We start from the raw sequence: 18408 nt of genomic DNA on the forward strand, positions 1-18408 counted from the left end.
TAATGGCAGAAATCACTAGTCCCAGCGTATCGATCCAGAACCTGTCGCTGAACTATGGCGCGGTGTCGGTTCTGCAGACACTCAATCTCGACATCGCCGAGGGCGAGTTCATCGTCCTGCTCGGACCCTCCGGCTGCGGCAAGTCGACCTTGCTCAACTGCATTGCCGGGCTGCTCGACATTTCGAAGGGCCGCATCTTCATCAAGGGCAAGAACGTCACCTGGGAAGAGCCGAAGGATCGCGGCATCGGCATGGTGTTCCAGTCCTATGCGCTCTATCCGCAAATGACCGTCGAGAAGAACCTATCCTTCGGCCTGCGTGTCGCGGGCGTGCCCAAGGACGAGATCGCCAAACGCATCGCGCGCGCTGCCGAGATCCTGCAGATCGAGCCGCTGTTGCAGCGCAAGCCTTCCGCCCTTTCCGGCGGTCAACGGCAGCGCGTGGCGATCGGGCGGGCGCTGGTGCGCGATGTCGACGTCTTCCTGTTCGACGAACCGCTGTCCAATCTTGACGCCAAGCTGCGATCCGAACTGCGCGTCGAGATCAAGCTTTTGCATCGCAAATTGCAGAACACCATGATCTACGTCACCCACGACCAGATCGAGGCGATGACGCTCGCCGACCGCATCGCGGTTATGAAGGGCGGCGTCATCCAGCAGCTAGACGCGCCGCAGACCATCTACAATCGTCCGGTCAACCGGTTCGTCGCCGGCTTTCTCGGTTCGCCGGCGATGAATTTCATCGAGGGGCAGCTGGAAGCGGGCAATGCCGCGACTTTCACCGCCGACGGCGTTTCGATACCGCTCGACCGCTACGAGTTCGACAACGATCCCGGTGGCGGGGGCAAGCCCTGCGTGTTCGGCATCAGGCCCGAGCACATTGCCTTTGGAGATGCTGCCAAGGCTATGCCGTTCACGGCCGAGTCCGCTGTCGAAATCGTCGAGCCGATGGGCTCCGACACGCTGGTGTGGACCAAACTCGGCGGCCGCAATTTTTCCTTCCGTGTCGAGGCGGAAAAGACGCTGCGAACTGGCGATCCAGTACGGATCGGCTTTGATCCGGCCCGCGCCTCTTTGTTCGAGACATCATCCGGCAACCGCATGTAGGCCCCGAGAACCATCCTCCCAAAGACTATCCCCAAGCAGAACGGACAGAGACGATGAACTGGTCATTCCAACTTTACAGCGCCCGCAATTTCCAGCCCTGGGAGGGCGTGCTCGCCACACTCGGCAAGCTCGGCTACACGCAAGTCGAAGGCTTCGGCGGCGTCTATGAAAATCCCAAGGCCTTCCGCGCCGAACTCGACAAGAACGGTCTTGCCATGCCGACCGGGCATTTCTCGATCGATGCGCTGGAGAAGGATTTCGACGGCGTTCGCACGACAGCCGACGCGCTCGGCATCAAGCTCTTGATCTGCCCCTATCTGATGGCCGAGGACAGGCCGTCCGATGCCGCCGGCTGGCGCGGCTTTGGCGAGCGCCTGGCCAAGGTCGGCGAGGTTGCCGCGAAGGCGGGCTACGGGTTTGCCTGGCACAACCATGATTTCGAGTTCAAGGCACTCGCCGACGGTTCCGTGCCGCAGGACCACATCCTGTCTGCCGCCCCCGATATCGGCTGGGAGATGGACCTCGCCTGGGTGGTGCGCGGTGGCGCCGATCCGCTGCCCTGGATCGAGAAGCACGGCAAGCGCATCGTCGCCGTGCATGTCAAGGACATTGCCAGGCCGGGCGAAGGACTGGACGAGGATGGCTGGTCGGATGTCGGCCACGGTACGATCGACTGGGCTGGCCTGATCAAGGTCTTGCGGGCCAAGAGCGCGGCGAAATACTTTGTCATGGAACAGGACAACCCCAACGATATCGAGCGCTTCGCCCGCCGCTCGATCGCATCCGTCAAGGCTTATTAGGAACAATCAACATGGTAAAGAAACTGGGTATTGGCGTCATCGGCTGCGGCAACATCTCGAAGGCGTATTTTTCGCTGGCGCCGCTGTTCCGAGGCATCGAGATGCGCGCCTGCGCCGACATCAACATGGACGCGGCGAGGGCGCGAGCAAAAGAGTTCAAGCTGCGCGCCGAGACCGTAGAGGAGTTGCTCGAGGCCGACGACATCGACATCATCGTCAACCTGACGATACCGGCCGTGCACTACGAGGTGTCGAAGCGGGTGCTCGACGCCGGCAAGCATGTCTATTCGGAAAAACCGTTCGTGCTCTCGCTCAAGGAGGGCCAGGATCTCAAGGCGCGGGCGGAGAAGAAGGGGTTGCGCATTGGCTCGGCACCCGACACTTTCCTCGGCGGCGCGCACCAGCTGGTGCGCGAACTGATCGACGAGGGCAAGCTCGGCAAGATCACCAGCGGCACCTGCCATGTCATGGGTCACGGCATGGAACACTGGCACCCCAATCCGGATTTCTTCTTCCAGCCGGGCGCCGGACCGGTGCTCGATATCGGTCCGTACTACATCACCAATCTGATCCAGCTGATCGGGCCGGTGAAGCATGTTGCGGCTTTTGCGACGACCCCGGCCAAGGAGCGGACGATTTCATCGAAACCGCGCGCGGGTGAAAAAATCCCGGTCAACACGCCGACCACCATCCACGGTCTGCTGGAGTTCGAGAATGGCGCCGTGGTGACGCTGAACACCAGCTGGGACGTATGGGCGCACGGCCACGCGCCGATGGAGCTCTATGGCGAGGCGGGCACGGTTTTCGTGCCGGACCCGAACTTCTTCGGTGGCGACGTGCGCTTCACCGAAGAGGGCAAGCCGGTCAAGAAGCTGCCGAAATGGAAGCATCCGCTTGGCGTGCCCAATGAGATGCACGGCCAGGGCATGATGGCCAACTACCGTACATCGGGCCTCGCCGACATGGCGCTGGCGATCGTCGAAGGGCGGCCGCACCGCTGCTCGATGGAACTGGCGCTGCATGCCGTCGATGTCATGACCGGCCTCCTGCGTTCCGGCGAAACCGGCAAGTTCGTGGCCATGCAGACCACATGCGAGCGGCCGGCCGCGCTTGGCATCAAGGCCGCCAAGGAATTGCTGGCGAAAAAGAAGTAGCGCAGGATTATCGATAATTTTGACCTGCCCCTCTCCCCGTACCGCCGGGGAGAGGGTAAAAGGGCGCCGGGCCGGCTCACCGCCTTTGCGATGAAGCCGTGCGGTCTGTTTACATCCGAGGATTTCCCAATGCCCTATGTCGCTGCCGAAAATCGCTATGAAAAGATGATCTACAACCGTTGCGGACGGTCCGGTCTCAAGCTGCCGGCGATCTCGCTCGGGCTGTGGCACAATTTCGGCAATGACACGCCGCACCGGACCAAGCAGGCGATTGTCCGCAAGGCCTTCGATCTCGGCATCACGCATTTCGATCTCGCCAACAATTACGGGCCGCCGCCCGGCTCGGCCGAAACCGCCTTCGGTGAAATCCTGCGCACCGATTTCTCCGCCTATCGTGACGAACTGATCATCTCGACCAAGGCCGGTTATGAAATGTGGGCCGGTCCCTATGGCGAATGGGGCGGGCGCAAATACATGCTGGCTAGCCTCGACCAGAGCCTGAAGCGGATGGGGCTAGACTATGTCGACATCTTCTATTCGCACCGCTTCGATCCCGACACGCCGCTGGAAGAAACCATGGGCGCGCTCGACCATGCGGTGCGTTCGGGCAAGGCGCTTTATGCCGGCATCTCGTCCTACAATTCGCAGCGCACCCGCGAGGCCGCCGACATATTGCGGCAGCTCGGCACGCCGTGCGTCATCCACCAGCCGAGCTATTCGATGCTGAACCGCTGGGTCGAGGAGGACGGCCTGCTCGATACGCTGGAAGGGCTCGGCGTCGGCTCGATCGTGTTCTCGCCGCTGGCGCAAGGCATGCTGACCGACAAATATCTCGGCGGCATCCCCGAAGGCAGCCGCGCCTCGCAGGGCAAGTCGCTGAAGACCGCCTTCATCAACGACCGCACCATCGCCAACATCAAGGCGCTCAACGCCATCGCCGGCAAGCGTGGCCAGACGCTGGCGCAGATGGCGCTGGCCTGGGTACTGCGCAAGGGCAAGGTGACGTCGGCGCTGATCGGCGCCAGCCGGCCGGAGCAGGTCGAGGACTGCGTCGGCGCGCTGAAGGTGCTCGATTTCAGTGACGCGGAACTCGCCGAGATCGACAGCTACGCGCGCGAATCCGACATCAATCTGTGGGCGGCTTCCGCCGAGCGCAAAGGTCCGCCGAGGAAATAGGGTTGCCAAGGGAATAACTCCGTTTGACAAGCCGGCAAGCAACGGCGGGACATCCCGCCGTTTTCATGTGCGCCCAAAATGCCGCTTCAGGGTGTTTTCGGCTTTTGCGCGGTGCCCAGTCCCGCTTTCGGCTTTTCCGGCGCCGGAGCAGGGGTCTTCATCTTCGCCTCAATCCAGCTGCTGTAGTTGGCCAACCGCGTGTAGATGCCATAGGCGTCCTTGTGTCCGCAGGCCGCACTGCCGTCGGCCGGGCCTTCGCCCCAGCTGACGACGCCGACCTGGACCGGGCCACCGGCGCCGGTCATGAACAGCGGGCCGCCGCTGTCGCCGTTGCAGGCATCGCGCACGCCGCTGGTGGTGCCGGCGCAGATCATGTTTGATGTCAGCGGGTCGGTCATGTCGGCGGCGATCGCGTTGGCGGCGGCATCGATGCCCTTTTCCGAATAGCGCATGCGGTGGGACAGGTCGCCGAGAGCTGCCTTCAGATCATGCGCGTAGATGGCCTTGATGCCGCTGTTGCAGGCGCTGTTCGGCTGCAGATCGAGGTCGGCGACCATCAGCGTGGTCGGGAACGTTCCGTCCTGCATCTTGCCCCAGCCGGTGACGGTGGTCTTGCCGGCGTCGGGGGTCGCTTCATGGGTGAGCTTGATGGTCGGCGCGTCGGCCGGCTCGGCGAGCCGGAGCAGGCCAAGATCGTTGTCGAGCGTCTGTTCGCTGTAGCCCTCGTTGACGATGACCTGCAATACCTTGTGGCGCTTGCCTTCGCTGAGGTCGGTGGCGCCGGTCAGCACGGTGACCGAGTCTGGCGAGATCGGCTTGCCCTTGTCGTTGAGGCAGTGCGCCGCCGTCAGCACCCATTGCGGGGCGATCAGGCTGCCGCCGCAGAATTGCGCATTGGCCTGCGAGGCCGGGTTCTCGTCCAGCCTGGCGGTGGTAAGCAGCGCAACCTGGAACGGATAGGCGCCTTTTTCGGCCTGGTTGCCGCCGTAGACGCGGTCGGCGCCGTCGGGGTTCTCCGCCGCGGCCTTGGCCCTGGCGTCGGTCACCCGCTGCATCGGCGAGATCGCCGCTTCCGGCCTGACGGTGCTTTCATCCGCCTGGCCGGTGTTGATTGAAATGACCGTAGCGGCGATGCCAAGCAGCGAAGCGGCAACGATTGACCCGAATCGATTTGTGATGTGCACCTGAACCCTCCTCAGACAATTTCCCGCGGATCGACGCTGGGCATCGTGCAAGGAGGCGTCGCCGGTTCGGCGATCCGCACGCGTGCCATATCGAAACGGCGCGCGATCGGTCACAAAACCGAATCCCACTTTTGCCAACTGTGCCCGCGAGCAGAAACCCGCACAAAATCCTATAGCCCCCCACGGGCTACGTGGAAGCGATTTGTCATTGGCAATCTTGGATTATTTTAGGCAGTATACCACGGCAGGATTTTTTTGGCGGGGGCCTTGAAAATGACCGCTTAGAACAACGCTCGGCGGAATGCCGGTGGCTAGATATCATTTTTCGCCGTCACCACGATCCCGACAATATTTCTGTATTTTCATTCAGTCCTTGCTGACTTTTGGGAGAGTCTCACCATGACGAAACTGACAAACACCTTTATAGCGTCCGCATTGCTGTCCACTGCGATGTGGGCTGTTCCGGCTTTCGCCGCCGATCCCGGCTCCGCCAATGGCGGTAATGGCGAAAGCATGCGGGACGTATCTTCAGGCGACTTCAAGGCCGGTCGGGCAAAACCGATCACGACACCGAAACTTACTGACGAAGACAGCCGCGCCGCGCCGCTCACCGACGAGAAGACGGCTGTCAAATCCTATGGCATCGTCGGACGGTCCGCCGATGGCAAGATGATCAAGATCGAGCCGAGCGAAGCGCTGCGCGAGATCATCATCAAGGAACTGAACGCTCCGGCCAACGGCGCTGAAGGTGGCCCGCGCAAGACCGAGGATCCCGGGCTTGGCGAGGGCGAAGCCGGCCGCCAGGTTTTCGGCACCGACGATCGCGAGCAGGTCAAGAACACCAAGACCTATCCATTCTCGGCGATCGGCTATCTCGAAGCCAAGTCGAAGACCGGCTATGGCAGCTGTTCGGCGACGCTGATCGGCCCGCGCACGGTGCTCACGGCGGCGCACTGCCTCTACAGCCATGAGGATAAGGACTGGCTGTCCGACTATCTGTTCGTGCCAGGCCTCAACGGCAGCACCGCCGATGACGCCCCGTTCGGCGCCTTCACCTATGAGAGCGCCTATGTGTTGCAGGGCTTCATCGACAACTACCAGGGCTATTACGGCTCGGTGATCCCGTGGGACCTGGGTATCGTCACGTTGAAGCAGGATGTCGGCACCAACCTCGGTTGGCTGGGCTACGCCAACTATGACGATCTGGGCGACTTCACCGCCAACCTCGTTGGCTACCCCGGCGACAAGCCGATGGGCACGATGTGGAAGACAAGCTGCGAAGTGCATGCCGAAAACATCGCTCCGGAATATTTCCAGTACGACTGCGATACGTTCCCGGGGTCGAGCGGCAGCTCGGTGTATGCCTATGACAACAGCTCCAAGCAGCGCATCATCACTGGCGTCAACGTGGCGGAAAGCCCCGAGGCGAACACCGCCGTGCGCCTGAACGCAGCCAACGTTCAGTGGATCAACAGCCTGTACAAATAATCCAGGCTGGGATCTGAGAGAATGCGAGGCGGTGGGTCAATCCCGCCGCCTTTTTCATGCCGGCGCTTCCTGCGTGGCTAGGCGCCGTCCCGGGAAAACCGCTCACACTTTTCCTGGAATTGCTTTACGCTTGGTCAGCCAAGGGGTTGGCCTCCACGGGGATTCAAGGGATGGCGCGGGCAAGGGCAGTGTTCGGGGTCGCGGCCGCATCGATGCTGGCCACGCTGATGCTTTCAACGGCTTTTGCCGATCCGGCCCCAGTCAGCGGCGCCTGGGCCGAACGGGTGCAGATACTCTACCAGGCCGAGACACGCTCGGTGCTGCGCAGGGCGGTCCGCGTCTGGGACTTCCATCCGGAGAAGAACCTCGATTTCGTCTGGGAGCCGGCGGCGGGCCAGTCGCCCGACAAGACGATCGCCAAGGACGGTACCATCAACGGCAAGGGCAGGCTGGTGTGGCGGGTTCGCGGCTCGGCGAGCTATGACCCGAAGACCGTCTACTCCAGTTATTTTGGCGATGTCAGGAACGGCCGCCCCGATGGGCAAGGCCGGCTCGAATTGCGCTCCGGCGAGGTTTTCGACGGGCATTGGCTGGCAGGTGAACTCGATGGAAAGGGCATCCATGTCGATGCCGACGGCAACCGCTATGAAGGCCAGTTCGTCGCCGGCGTTCCGAACGGCGAGGGCCGGCTGCTGTCGAAGACGGGCGAGATCTTTGCCGGCTCATTCACCGGCGGGCAGAAGAACGGCAAGGGCACCACGCGGCTCGCCGGCGGTACGGTCTACGCATCGCAATGGGTGATGGGCAAGGAGATCGGCGGCTTGCGCCCGGACGTTCTGGCCGACGCCAGGGTCGGTGGCCTGCTCAAGGCGCAGGCCGGCGGCGGCGATGCCGACAAGGTGGAGATCGGCGTCGTGGTCGACCAGCGCATGACCCAGCAGTCCGACATGCAATACCAGCATTTGGTGCGCGACGAGGACATTGCCATCTATCCGCAGGCGGATGAGGACAATAATAGCTGGAACGGCACCGGGCAGATCACGACCAACAATGTCTTTGGCAGCAAGGACTGGGACGACGCGCCGGCCTTCGCCGAGGTCGACCTCAAGACGACAGACCAATCAAAAGTCAAGCTCGACAAACTGGAAATGAAGGTCGCGTCGAGCGAGGCCTACCGCAAGCCGATGCTGTCGATATCGGAGCATTTCGGCTGCGTCGGCTTCCGGCCGGATTTCTCGATTATCAACAATGGCTGGGGCGATGCCAAGGACATGAAGATGTCGATCCAGTTCACAACGGTGGACGAGGATGGCAACCCCACCGGCCAGCCTAGCCGGATGTTCACCAAGGACATCGGCGGTTTCGGCGAAGGTGCCGACGTGTCGATCAAGAGCGTGCTCGACGAGGCCGGCGTCGACACGGCCAGCCTGGAGACGGGACGTTTTCCCTGTCCTTCGGTCGACAGTCTCAATGTCTGCCGCAGCCAGCTGACCAATAAGATCAAGTTCGGCGAGGTCGCCGACTATCTGGGCAACATGCAACAAGCGATGACGCTGAATGCCATCGGCAAGTTCGATTATTCCTGGACGGATGACGAAGGTCACGTCTACCAACAGAGCGAGCCGTTCCGCACCTCTGTGACCATGGCGGTTTTCGAGACCCCGGAATCGATGGCCGAATGTGGCGATGGCGGTGGCGGCAGCCCGGAAGCGATGCGCTACCAGAACATCGAATTCCCGATCGGCAAGCACGACTACGCGATCGCCATGCCGGTGCGCGGCAACAAGAACGTCAGCGCCTATACGGCGCGGCTGAAGATGTGGTCGGCGATGTCGTCGATCCACAGGTTCAACATCGCGGCGCATTTTGCCGATGGCAGCGTGCGCGAGAGTAAGCCGGTGACCTTCTTCTATTTCAAGCCGAAGCGGTCGCTGTTCGAGACCAAAACCGAGCCGGCGGCCTGCTATCTGCCGCGCGACATGGTCGGCTGCGGTTAGGGTGTGTCGTTAGTTAGGCCGGCCTGCGAATGACAGTTCTCTGCGCTTCCGGCCTTCGCCGGCCGAAGCACTTTTGAATGGCGCGGCGTCTAATTGAGGCTACGGCCGGCGTAGGCCGGTGCTCGCGTACTTCAGTACGCTCCGCTCCGGTTCTCAAGAACCGCCAATTCTCCACTCGGCCTGACCTGAATCTCGACACACCCTACGCTCGCCAAGAGGCGACTATTTCCTGCCCATCTCGAAATAGTTGGGCAGCGGGATGAGGCGGGTGAAGATCGTGCCTTGGGGAAAGACGCGCAGTTCCAGCATCGATCCTGACGAGCGTTCGGCACTTTGGTCGAACAGAAAGTTACCGAGCGAATAGACTTCCGCAACATCGCCGCCGGCAAGCGGGACGATCGCCTCGCTCGACACATGCGGATGGCCGCCGACAATGGCCGAGACTCCGCGTAGCCGCATCTCGCCGGCAAGCGTCTCCTCGCGCGGCGACGGTTCGGTCTTGTACTCGCGGCCCCAGTGGACGAAGGCGACAACCGGTCGCTCAGCATTTTCATGCAGCAGCCGGTCGAGCAGGGCAGGGGTCAAAAGGTCGGTGTTCCTCGAGCCGTTTGTATCGATGTCGGTTAGGCCGACAAGGTCAAGACCGGCGAGCGCCAGCGTCTCGCCCTGGCCGAAATGCGGGATGCCGGCCTCGTCCAGCGCGCGCAGCGTTTCGGCATAGCCCGACGGGCCGAGATCGTAGGCATGATTGTTGGCGAGGCTGACGCCGGCGACATGCAGCCGCTTCAGCATGCTGGCGGCGAGGTCTTGCGGCATTGCCAGCGTCATGTCGTCGATCGCTTCCGGCACGTTGGGCAGGATGACGCCTTCGAGGTTGACGATCAGCGGCCGCGCTCCGGTCAGCGCCAGGACGCTGTCGACGATCCTGTCGGCAACGCCGTCGCGGACCAGGATCTTCCTCATGGCGCGGCCGAAATTGACGTCGCCGGCGAGATAGTAGATGCTGTCCTTGGGTCGCGCCGGGTTGTTGAAGCCGGGGCCGAAGGCGCCGAACAGCGCCACCACATAGCTGGTGGTCCGCTCGACATAGTCCGACGTGTGTTCCTGCGAATTCTCGTTGGCGACGACCAGCGGCTGGGCGCCGAACAGTTCGCGCTGCAGCCTGGTCTGGATGTAAAGCGCGCCGACGGAATCGGCATGGTCCGGTTGGCGCAGCGCGGCGATGCCGTCGAGCGAGGCGGCGGCCAGCATGTTCAGGGTCTGCTGGTCGAAAAGCCTGGAATCATGCTGCGGCAGATAGTGCGAGAAGTCGGTGGATTCGACGATCAGCGTGTCCCGGTCGACGATGGCTTTGAGCGCCTCGGCCAGCCTATCCCAGTCGCCGCGCTTCGCCTTCACCGACATCGCCACTGGCACGATCTTCGCCTCGGGGAAATAGTGGTGCAGGAACGGCAGCATGGCACGCACGCCGTGTTCCTTGTCGAACAGACAGGACTCTTCGACCATGTCGCCATGTGCTTCCAGCAGGCGCACGGCATCGCCGTCGGCGGCCACCGGGCCGAGCACGGTGTCGAAGCCGCGCAGCGTGGTGGCATAGAGCATGTGCGTCTTGTGGAAATGGTCCGGCGACAGGATGACGATGCGTTTGTAGCGGAAGCCGGAGGCGGCCTGGAAACCGAGAGCCACCAGGTCGGCGGCCAAGAGATGATGCGGCACGGTGATGCCGGTCAGCCGCTGGTTGGAGGGAGGGACGTTGGCGACGCTGGCGATGGCGTCCTTGAACAGTGTGGCGTCGTCATAGAAGGGCGGGAAGTTTTCGTTGCCGGGCGGGCAGACGACAGGGGCTGCCTGGGCCGGGCCCGGAAGGCCGAGGATGCACAGGAGGAATAGCACTATTGCCATAACGGGCCACATCTGCGCGAGGCTGGTGCCTGGACGCGGACCTAGCCTTCTCACGGCTCGGCCAACACGATGTTCTCCACGCCGCCGACATAATAGAACGGCTTCTGCTTCGACGCGGTCAGTCGCACCACCTCGCGCGAAATGAAATCGGCGAGCCCGAAAAGCGTGACACCGCCATCCGAGGTCTTCGCCTTGCCACGCAGACCTTCGAGGACCGAATAGGTGAAGACGCCATGGCCGAGTTCCGGCAATTCGGCGGCGGTGTTGTTGGCGGCGGTCGCGGAAAAGACGACGATGCGCGCGTCCTGTGCGTCCTTTTCCAGTCGCGGATTGAAGGCGTTGGCGGCATGGCAGGTGTCGAGCAGCATGAAGCGCATGCCCTTGGCTCGCTCGACCGACTTCTGGATATCACCCCAGTCGACAAGCGAGGATCGCTTCCAGCGATCGGCATCCTGTTTGCGGCCATCGGTCGGGATGAAATAGTAATCCTCGTCGATGTTGATGCCGTGGCCTGCGACGAAGATGATGGTGGTGTCGTGCTCGCCTGGTCTGTCGAGGAAGTCGGCGAGCTGGTCGTCGATCGTGTGCGAGTCCGGTTCCATGATGTGGTCAGCGCTGGCGACCGTGTAGGTCTGCTGGGCCTTGTCGGGGCTTTCGTCGAGCGCCTCGCGGTTGACCAGCACCAGCGTTTCCATCGACGAGAACAGCGGCGCCGATTTCTGCGCAATCACCTTGAGGAATTCGGTGGCGTCGTCGACGGGGTAGCGCAGGTCGCAGGCGTGGCCCGAACAGGCGTCGGTCAGGAACGGATATTTGTCGACGCCGATGACGGCGACATAGAGCTTGCCCTTGGCCTCGGCCTTCTCGACCTTCCTCGCCAGCGCCGTCACGCTGCGTTCGGTCAGATAGCCATATTCGTTGGTGCCGGTGATGCGGATGGTGTTTTGGCCATTCTCGACCGGCACTTCGACTGTCGTCTTGTCGCCGTCCACCGAACGCGTGGTGACGTCGCCGACATTGCGGCTGTTCGACAGGATCGAGAAGCCGGAGACATCGGTTCCGGCGTCCTTGGCGCCTGTGATCTCGACGGCGACATAGCCGTCGCGGACCTTGCTCTGGTCCTCGGCGAGGCGGATGCCGAATTCCGGCGGCTTGCGCTGCAAGAGTTTCTGCAACTCATTGTCGACGCCCGGGCGCATCTCCTTGACCGCCTGCCTGGCGCTGCGCAGGATGATGGCACGGCGCACCATTTCCGGGCTCCAGAGATATTTCTTCAACTGGCCGGCGCGAATGAAGCGGCCTTCATGGTCACGCCCCTGGTTGACCTGCCAGCCGATCAGCTTGTCGCCCTCGTCGGAGGAATAATAGTAGCCCTGCGGCATCCACGCGATCCATTGCGAGCCGGCAAAGAACATCGACACGATCAACTCGTGCGTCTTCAAATTCCACAGCCTGAGCGTCTGGTCGGCGCTGCCGGTGACCAGCAGGCCGGCTTTCTGCGAAGCGACCATGGCGTTGATCTCGCCGGTATGTCCGGTGAATTCGCCGGAAACCCTGGCGGTCGCGGCCTTGTATTCCAGCAGCGTGCCGTCATTGCCGCCGGTGATCAGGCCAAGCCCGTCGTCGATCAGCGTGAAGGCGGAATGGGCAAAGCCGTTGGTGGCATCGTTCTCGATCGAGCGCACCACCTTGCCGCCATTGGCGATCTCCAGCACGGCGTTTTCCAGCACGTCCTTGCCGCTTGTCGCGGCGTGCAGCGACCACTGGCCGTCGCTCAGCGCGGCACGCGCGAACGAGCCGGGTCCGGTCAGCGGCTGCGGATCATCGAAGAACCGTTCGGAAGTAGGCAGTTCCAGCCTTGTGTCCAACGCCCCCATTTGTTCGGGGCAAGCCACGCGCTCCGGGCAAGGGTTGGCATTGCCCCAGGCGATCGTGCCGTTTGCCGCGTCGATGCCGACGGAAGTCACCGGCTCGCCCAAACCCTGCAGCAGAGCCTTGCGTTCGCCCGTCGCCGGCTCCCAAACCTGAATGGCGTTGCGAGTGCCGCCGGCTGTCGCTACCAGCGAACCGTCGGCATTGGCGGCGCTGGCATAGACGATGCCGTCATGCCCGGCATAGTCGAGCCGCTTCTCGCCGGTGTCGCTGTTCCAGACGATGGACCGATGCTTGTCGGCGCAGCGATAGCCGCAGGAGGCGACCAGAAGGGCACCCTTTGCAAAAGCCAACGAGCCGATGAGGAAATCCTGTTTCGGCATTGTGCGCGCCAGCGTGCCGTCAGCAGCATGCCAGAGCTGGACCTGCCCATCCTTGCTGCCGGTGGCAAACAGGCTGCCGTCCTGCGAGACCGCCAGCGCCAGGACGCTGATGTCCCGCAATGGCTCGGCCTCATCCGGCAAGGCGATCTCCTCGCCCTTGGCGACATCCCAGAGCCGGATGCCGTTGTCGGTCGTCGTTGCCGCCAGCCGGGTTCCTCCCGCCGCGAAGGCCAGCTTGTCGACGTGCCAGGAATCGGCGTCGAGTTTCTTGTCCAGCGTCCAGCCAGGGGTGGCCTTGTCGTCCTGCTTCCACAGATAGACGACGCCATCGCCACCACCGGCGGCCAGTGTCTTGCCGTCGGGAGAGAAGGCGAGGTCATAGGTGGCGTAGTCGGCGGCCTTGAGCACGGCCTTGATCTTGCCGGTGGCGAAGTCGAACAGCCTGATGTCGCCATAGGGCGGCTTGTCGCCGAGGCCGGGGCCGAAATAGCCGCCGGCGGCGATCGTCTTTCCGTCCGGCGAGACCGCGACCGCGAAGATCTTGCCGTCGCTGCCCGTGCCGAGATAGCCGCGGATGGTGCGCAGAGTCACGCCGCTCCGCCAGTCCCAGATGCGGATGGTCTTGTCATCGGATGCCGAGACGACGTTCTCGCCGTCGGGGGTAAAGGCGAGGTCGGCAATCCGGGCGGTATGTCCTGATGTGTCAAGGTCGAGATGGAAATCCGGGGCGTCCTCGGCACTGGCGACCGGGGCCGCGACCAGGGCCGCGGCCATGGCCAGCCAGCGGCAGGCAGATTTGAGGCGGACGCTGATCCCGGCTCTTCGCATCGCTATTTGGCTTCGGCCGCCGGCTGCCCGTTGCGCACATAGGCTTCGATAGCGGTCGCGAACGTCGGCGAACCGGCCTTGCGCTGCTTGTCGACGTAGCCGGCAAAATAGCTCCAGAAGGAAACGGCATAGTCGCGGAAATAGGCGTCGGTCACCTTGCGCGAGCACAAATTGCCATCGATGCAGAAGGACAGGCGGTTGAGGAAATAGACGATGCGGTCGAAATTCTCGTTGAAATCGGCAAGCGGCATGTCGCCGCCGGAAGCGCTCATCGCCTCGATGCCGATGCGCTGCCGGAAGACCTGCTCCTCGGTCGGCGAGGGGTTGGCGCTGAGCAGATTGTCGTATTTGGCATTGAGGGCCGAGAGACGATCTTTCAGCGCCCGCTGCGCCTGCTGATAGTCCTTGGTTTCCCAGAGCTCGACCAGCGACATGGTCTGCTCGACGCGCTTCTGCTCCTGGTTGGCCAGGAACTGGTAGACCGAGAATGCCAGGGTGAAGATGATGGCAAAACGCACCAGCATGCCCGACCAGGCATAGACAAGCATGCGCCAGTCGCGATCGGTGAAGGGATTGCTCTCCTTCTTGATCTCGTGACTGCTCGGCCACGGAAAACCTTCGGTGGTTTCCGGCAGCGTCTGCTTCGCCGCCGACGCCTTGGCCGGCGCGGCCACCCCTGCCTGCTTTACCGTGCCCCCCGGCTTCTTCATTTGCAGCTGTCCAGTTCGATGGTGGCGGAGGGATCAAGCACGATGCCGGGCGCTTCGAGCTGCTTCTTGAGGCACTGCAGTTGTGGGTGCGAAACAATGAACTGCACGTCCGGCTCCACAGGCGTCTTGTTCGGCGAGGGCAATGCCTCGACAATGCCGCGCGAGGCGCAGCTCGAGAGATCGACCACCACCGCATTACTGCTGGTCTTGGCGAATTGGTCGTACTGGTCGAGGAAGCAGGTCGCCAGTTCCGAATTGGTAACGATCTGCTTGACGCAAAGCCCACAGATGTCCTGCGCCGAGGCATTGGCGATCAGCAACAGGCCGCCGGCAAGTCCGGCAACTGTTCCGCGCCAGGAGAAAAGAGATTTCTTCACAATCGATCCTATCTGCACAATCGATCCTATCTGCTTCATCAGCCGCTGGCCCCTGGCTGCGGCCGGGAATGTTCTCATATCGCGCCAATCGCGCAAGAGCCGGTGTTACCGGGCCGCGCGACCCGGCGCCGGAACTCAGGCGCGCGGCACCGTCTCCATCGGAAAGATCATCACCGCGCCTTTCGGGCCGCTCTTGTCGGCAAGCCGCATCACCGAGCGGGCCGGCGGCGCCGCACCGATATCGGCGAGCATGTCGGAGAAACTGGCGGGTCCCAGGCCGCGCGTCATCGACGCGACGCCGTCCTGCGCCAGGAAGCTCAGGTCTTCCTTCTCGCTCTCCGGCGGCGCTTCGGTCAGCACTGCGATCATCCGCTCCATGCCGAAGCTGGTATCGGTGAAGGCTAGCAGCCCTTCCTCGAGCGTGGCCTGCGGGGCAAGGCGCTCGGCAACGATGTGGGTGATCGAGTAATCGCTGCCGACATAGAGCACGTTGATGTCGACCAGCTGGTCCGAGCTGTTCTTGGCCAGCACATGCACCTCGTCGCCCGGCGAGACGCGCGGCACCACCGAAGCCTGCAGCGGCTCAAGCCCGTCCGCGTCGCGGCGCTTGACCTGGAACTGGACGTCTACATCCTCGGGCTTGTAGTCGGAGGCCACCGCCAGCCGCGACAGTCCGGTGGCGCGGAAAATGGTGCGCAGGTTCCGGGTCGCGGCATCGACCAGCTTCTGGCGGTCGTCCATGTGGATGATGATCAGCGGCGGCTTGCTGCCGTCCTTCAAGGTAACGTCGCCGGATGCCGGCAGGAACCACAACGCCGGCTTGTCCGTCGCATCCTTGGCGGCGCCTTCAATGGCGTTCTCGCGCATCACCGCGAAGCGCAGCTCGGCACCCTTGCCCGGGTCGACCAGCTCGATGTTGAAGCCGGTCGCCTTGGCCGTGGCCAGTTCGTCGAGAACCGAATTGACGAGTTCGGCTTCCTTTTCCAGTCCCTTGCTCGCGGCGGGCCGCGCGACGGCGAGCTTGTAGTCGACGGCGATCTCGGCCACCCGCGCATAGGCGTTGGCGGGAATGTCGACCAGCTTGAGTGCCGGCTTCTTCTCGAACTCGACCGGCTTGACGTGGCTCTCCAGGTTCTTTGCCGACTCCACCTCGAGATAACCGACCGCGTCCGACAGCGACGACAGCGCCGAAGGCAGGATGGCGAGCTTGCTGCCGGGCGTGAGACGATGCAGCAGGCCGGCGCCGATCGTCGCCTCGCCGTCCTTGACGACGATCGGCCATTGCATGACCGCGTCGGTCTTGTCGGTGCCGAAGACGCGCGCGTCGAGTTCGCCCTCGAACAGCGGCGTCGGCCGGGTGCGGCTGTCGGCCGAGTATTGCTGCAGCACGGCCTGACCGAGCTGGCGATAGGTGACGTTGGGGTTTTCGGCAAGCTTCGACAGGATGGTGAAGGTGAACAGGCCGAAGCGCGGCGCGTCCGTCGTGCCCTTGGGCAGCGGCATCTCCGGCGTCGTCTCCACCGTCTGCGCGGCGTAGAAGGCGACCAGCTTGCCCTTGGTGATCGGTTCGCCGCCGGTCGGCGTCAGGTTGAAGGCGGGCTTGCGCGCGCCACTCTCGTCGAGGCCGCGCGAGGCGCCCGCGACCGTGTCCTCATAGGTCTTGATGGCTGCCGCCCTAGCGGCCTCGTCACCGCCGACCAGATCGGCGAATTCGACCTTGCGCTCCAACTCGTCGTCGACCTCGACGGCGCGTGTCGCGGTGCCGGAATGGCAGCAGTCGAACACGGCCCAGACGAAGGCGCCCTTGTCGCGGATGGCGTCCAGCGCATCGCCGATCTCGTTGTCGACCAGCGCGTTCGGCACGCCGGCGTCGCGGTTGATCCACTTTTCGATGTCGACGGGCAGGAAGATCTCGTCGAGCCCGTCGGTTTCGTCGCCCTTGACCATTTCCGGCTGCTGCGCGCCGTGGCCGGACAGATGCAGGTAGACGAAGTCGTCGCGCTGCACCCTGGCGGCGAGGTCGGCCAGCGCCGCCTTGATTGCCGCATGGGTCGGCAGGCCGCTGGCGCCGGGCACGTCCTTGGCGAGCAAGGTGACGTTTTCGGGTTTGAACCGCACGGGGTCGGGCACGTTCTTCAGAAGGTATTCGTGGACCAGGCCGGCATCGTTCTTCGGCCCGATCAGCCAGTTCCTCTGCGGCAGGGCCGGATATTCGGTGCAGGCGACCAGCAGCGCATGGTAGGTGCGCGATGCCGCCAATGCCCGGAACGAAATCGTACCGGCCGCCATCAGCGCGGACGTGCCGACAAGCAGCGTCCGGCGTGTCAATTTGATCATACTGCTTCCCCAAGCCCGATCGAATTTCCCAAGCGATACCACCCTCGCCGAGGATTTTGTCAGTATTTTGAATGACGCCGCGTCATCAAGCCAGCCATCATCAAATGTGCCGGCACTTTCATCGATTGGCCCGGGACAACAACAGAAGAGTAGCAAAGACGACGGTTCGTCGCTATCTGAATGGGATCAGGCCGTTTGCACGGGCAAACAGCCTGGGATGGCGCAGGGCAGACTGGAACAGAACCATGGCGGCAAGGGATGTGCTGACGAAGAACCAGTTGTGCGTGCTCGAGAAGCTCGAGACCGCCAGCGGGCCGCTCAGTGCCTACACCTTGCTCGACCAGCTGCGCGAGCGCGGTTTTCGCGCGCCATTGCAGGTTTACCGGGCGCTGGACACGCTGGTGAAATCCGGCTTCGTGCATCGGCTGGAAAGCATCAATTCCTTCGTCGCCTGCGCCGAGCCGCACGACCACAGCCATTCGATGACCGCTTTCGCCATCTGCGACACTTGCGGACAAGTGACGGAGATGTCCGATCACGATGTCGACCACCGGCTGAACGATTGGGTCAATTCGACGGGCTTCGCCGCCAAGAAGGCGGTGATCGAATTTCGCGGGACATGTGCCAAGTGCCGGGCTGAAGCGGCCTAGGCTCCTCCTCTCTTCGTCATCCTAGGGCGAAGTGAACGCGAAGCGGAACGAAGACCCTGGGATCCATTCCGTTACATTTCCGACGATTACTGCGGCGCAGAACAAATCACCACAGCCGCGACACTCAGGCGTCACGGCATGGCAACTGTGTTCATGCGAAAGCTTTTTTGTCTCGAATGATGGCGTTGAGGACGACGAGGAGCTTCCTTGCGACGGCGATGATGGCGAGCTTCTTCGAGCCTGAGCGGACTGCGATGGCGGTATAGAAAGCTCTGAAGCGCTCACAAGCTCGGATGGCGCCGAGCGCAGCCATGTAGAGAGCACGGCGCACACGCGATCGGCCACCCTGGATCTGGCTCCTGCGGTTGAGCTTGCCGCTCTTGTTGTCGAAGGGGGCAAGGCCGGCGAGTGCGGCGATCGACTTGGGTGAGCGCAGGCCGAGCT

14 protein-coding genes are annotated in these 18408 nt (G+C 62.9%); 7 read left to right on the forward strand and 7 right to left on the reverse strand.

The genetic code is table 11. The annotated features are described in order from the left end of the window. Nucleotides 1-2: 2 nt before the first annotated feature. The 4 genes from A3AU_RS0119780 to mgrA all read left to right on the forward strand — a co-directional run bounded on the left by A3AU_RS0119780 (nt 3) and on the right by mgrA (nt 4236). Entirely contained in the window at nt 3-1106 is a 1104-nt protein-coding gene (locus tag A3AU_RS0119780) for an ABC transporter ATP-binding protein (protein WP_027054410.1), read from the forward strand. Between the two features lie 53 nt (nt 1107-1159). Beyond that, a complete protein-coding gene (locus A3AU_RS0119785; RefSeq protein WP_027054411.1) occupies nt 1160-1906 on the forward strand; it encodes a sugar phosphate isomerase/epimerase family protein in 747 nt (248 codons plus the stop codon). Nucleotides 1907-1917: 11 nt separating this feature from the next. Next, a complete protein-coding gene (locus tag A3AU_RS0119790; RefSeq protein ID WP_027054412.1) occupies nt 1918-3060 on the forward strand; it encodes a Gfo/Idh/MocA family protein in 1143 nt (380 codons plus the stop codon). Between the two features lie 129 nt (nt 3061-3189). Continuing rightward, on the forward strand, nt 3190-4236 hold the full coding sequence (gene mgrA / locus A3AU_RS0119795; protein ID WP_027054413.1) for an L-glyceraldehyde 3-phosphate reductase: 1047 nt from the start codon (nt 3190-3192) through the stop codon (nt 4234-4236). Between the two features lie 86 nt (nt 4237-4322). Here the strand turns inward: mgrA and A3AU_RS0119800 are convergent, their stop codons facing one another. Further along, nucleotides 4323-5420 (reverse strand): S1 family serine peptidase, encoded by a 1098-nt coding sequence (locus tag A3AU_RS0119800; protein ID WP_027054414.1) that lies wholly within the window; start codon nt 5418-5420, stop codon nt 4323-4325. A gap of 399 nt (nt 5421-5819) precedes the next feature. Between A3AU_RS0119800 and A3AU_RS0119805 the strand changes: the two genes are divergently transcribed. After that, complete coding sequence (locus A3AU_RS0119805) at nt 5820-6908, forward strand: trypsin-like serine peptidase (protein ID WP_027054415.1); 1089 nt, start codon at nt 5820-5822, stop codon at nt 6906-6908. A gap of 170 nt (nt 6909-7078) precedes the next feature. Beyond that, the gene (locus tag A3AU_RS0119810; RefSeq protein WP_027054416.1) at nt 7079-8905 is read left to right on the forward strand and encodes an MORN repeat-containing protein; all 1827 of its coding nucleotides are present in this window, start codon (nt 7079-7081) and stop codon (nt 8903-8905) included. 222 nt (nt 8906-9127) lie between these two features. On the opposite strand, the gene amrB is transcribed toward A3AU_RS0119810, so the two are convergent. The 5 genes from amrB to A3AU_RS0119835 all read right to left on the reverse strand — a co-directional run bounded on the left by amrB (nt 9128) and on the right by A3AU_RS0119835 (nt 17314). After that, entirely contained in the window at nt 9128-10807 is a 1680-nt protein-coding gene (gene amrB / locus A3AU_RS0119815; protein WP_245235523.1) for an AmmeMemoRadiSam system protein B, read from the reverse strand. A 50-nt stretch (nt 10808-10857) separates the two neighbouring features. Further along, nucleotides 10858-13836 (reverse strand): caspase family protein, encoded by a 2979-nt coding sequence (locus A3AU_RS0119820; protein ID WP_027054418.1) that lies wholly within the window; start codon nt 13834-13836, stop codon nt 10858-10860. 56 nt (nt 13837-13892) lie between these two features. Then, nucleotides 13893-14600 carry a DUF4760 domain-containing protein gene (locus tag A3AU_RS0119825; RefSeq protein WP_027054419.1) on the reverse strand — a complete coding sequence of 236 codons (708 nt, stop codon included), beginning with the start codon at nt 14598-14600 and terminating at the stop codon, nt 13893-13895. Further along, nucleotides 14597-14977 carry a hypothetical protein gene (locus tag A3AU_RS0119830; RefSeq protein WP_027054420.1) on the reverse strand — a complete coding sequence of 127 codons (381 nt, stop codon included), beginning with the start codon at nt 14975-14977 and terminating at the stop codon, nt 14597-14599. The genes A3AU_RS0119825 and A3AU_RS0119830 overlap by 4 nt, the downstream gene beginning before the upstream one ends. A gap of 135 nt (nt 14978-15112) precedes the next feature. Then, nucleotides 15113-17314, reverse strand: coding sequence for a caspase family protein (locus tag A3AU_RS0119835; RefSeq protein WP_245235524.1), 2202 nt, complete (start codon nt 17312-17314; stop codon nt 15113-15115). A 245-nt stretch (nt 17315-17559) separates the two neighbouring features. On the opposite strand from A3AU_RS0119835, the gene A3AU_RS0119840 reads away from it, so the two are divergent. After that, nucleotides 17560-17964, forward strand: a complete 405-nt coding sequence (locus A3AU_RS0119840) for a Fur family transcriptional regulator (protein WP_027054422.1) — start codon at nt 17560-17562, stop codon at nt 17962-17964. 151 nt (nt 17965-18115) lie between these two features. Here the strand turns inward: A3AU_RS0119840 and A3AU_RS0119845 are convergent. Then, nucleotides 18116-18408 (reverse strand): transposase (locus A3AU_RS0119845; RefSeq protein WP_027054423.1); only part of this gene is annotated, 293 nt, incomplete at its 5' end.

The organism is Mesorhizobium erdmanii USDA 3471 (assembly GCF_000472705.1).
Taxonomy (GTDB): domain Bacteria; phylum Pseudomonadota; class Alphaproteobacteria; order Rhizobiales; family Rhizobiaceae; genus Mesorhizobium; species Mesorhizobium erdmanii.

Bases quoted from the DNA above. Each gene is read 5' to 3' on its own strand.
- A3AU_RS0119780 (WP_027054410.1), top strand. From the start codon at position 3: ATGGCAGAAATCACTAGTCCCAGCGTATCGATCCAGAACCTGTCGCTG.
- A3AU_RS0119785 (WP_027054411.1), top strand. From the start codon at position 1,160: ATGAACTGGTCATTCCAACTTTACAGCGCCCGCAATTTCCAGCCCTGG.
- A3AU_RS0119790 (WP_027054412.1), top strand. From the start codon at position 1,918: ATGGTAAAGAAACTGGGTATTGGCGTCATCGGCTGCGGCAACATCTCG.
- mgrA (WP_027054413.1), top strand. From the start codon at position 3,190: ATGCCCTATGTCGCTGCCGAAAATCGCTATGAAAAGATGATCTACAAC.
- A3AU_RS0119805 (WP_027054415.1), top strand. From the start codon at position 5,820: ATGACGAAACTGACAAACACCTTTATAGCGTCCGCATTGCTGTCCACT.
- A3AU_RS0119810 (WP_027054416.1), top strand. From the start codon at position 7,079: ATGGCGCGGGCAAGGGCAGTGTTCGGGGTCGCGGCCGCATCGATGCTG.
- amrB (WP_245235523.1), bottom strand. From the start codon at position 10,807: ATGGCAATAGTGCTATTCCTCCTGTGCATCCTCGGCCTTCCGGGCCCG.
- A3AU_RS0119820 (WP_027054418.1), bottom strand. From the start codon at position 13,836: ATGGCCGCGGCCCTGGTCGCGGCCCCGGTCGCCAGTGCCGAGGACGCC.
- A3AU_RS0119825 (WP_027054419.1), bottom strand. From the start codon at position 14,600: ATGAAGAAGCCGGGGGGCACGGTAAAGCAGGCAGGGGTGGCCGCGCCG.
- A3AU_RS0119835 (WP_245235524.1), bottom strand. From the start codon at position 17,314: ATGATCAAATTGACACGCCGGACGCTGCTTGTCGGCACGTCCGCGCTG.
- A3AU_RS0119840 (WP_027054422.1), top strand. From the start codon at position 17,560: ATGGCGGCAAGGGATGTGCTGACGAAGAACCAGTTGTGCGTGCTCGAG.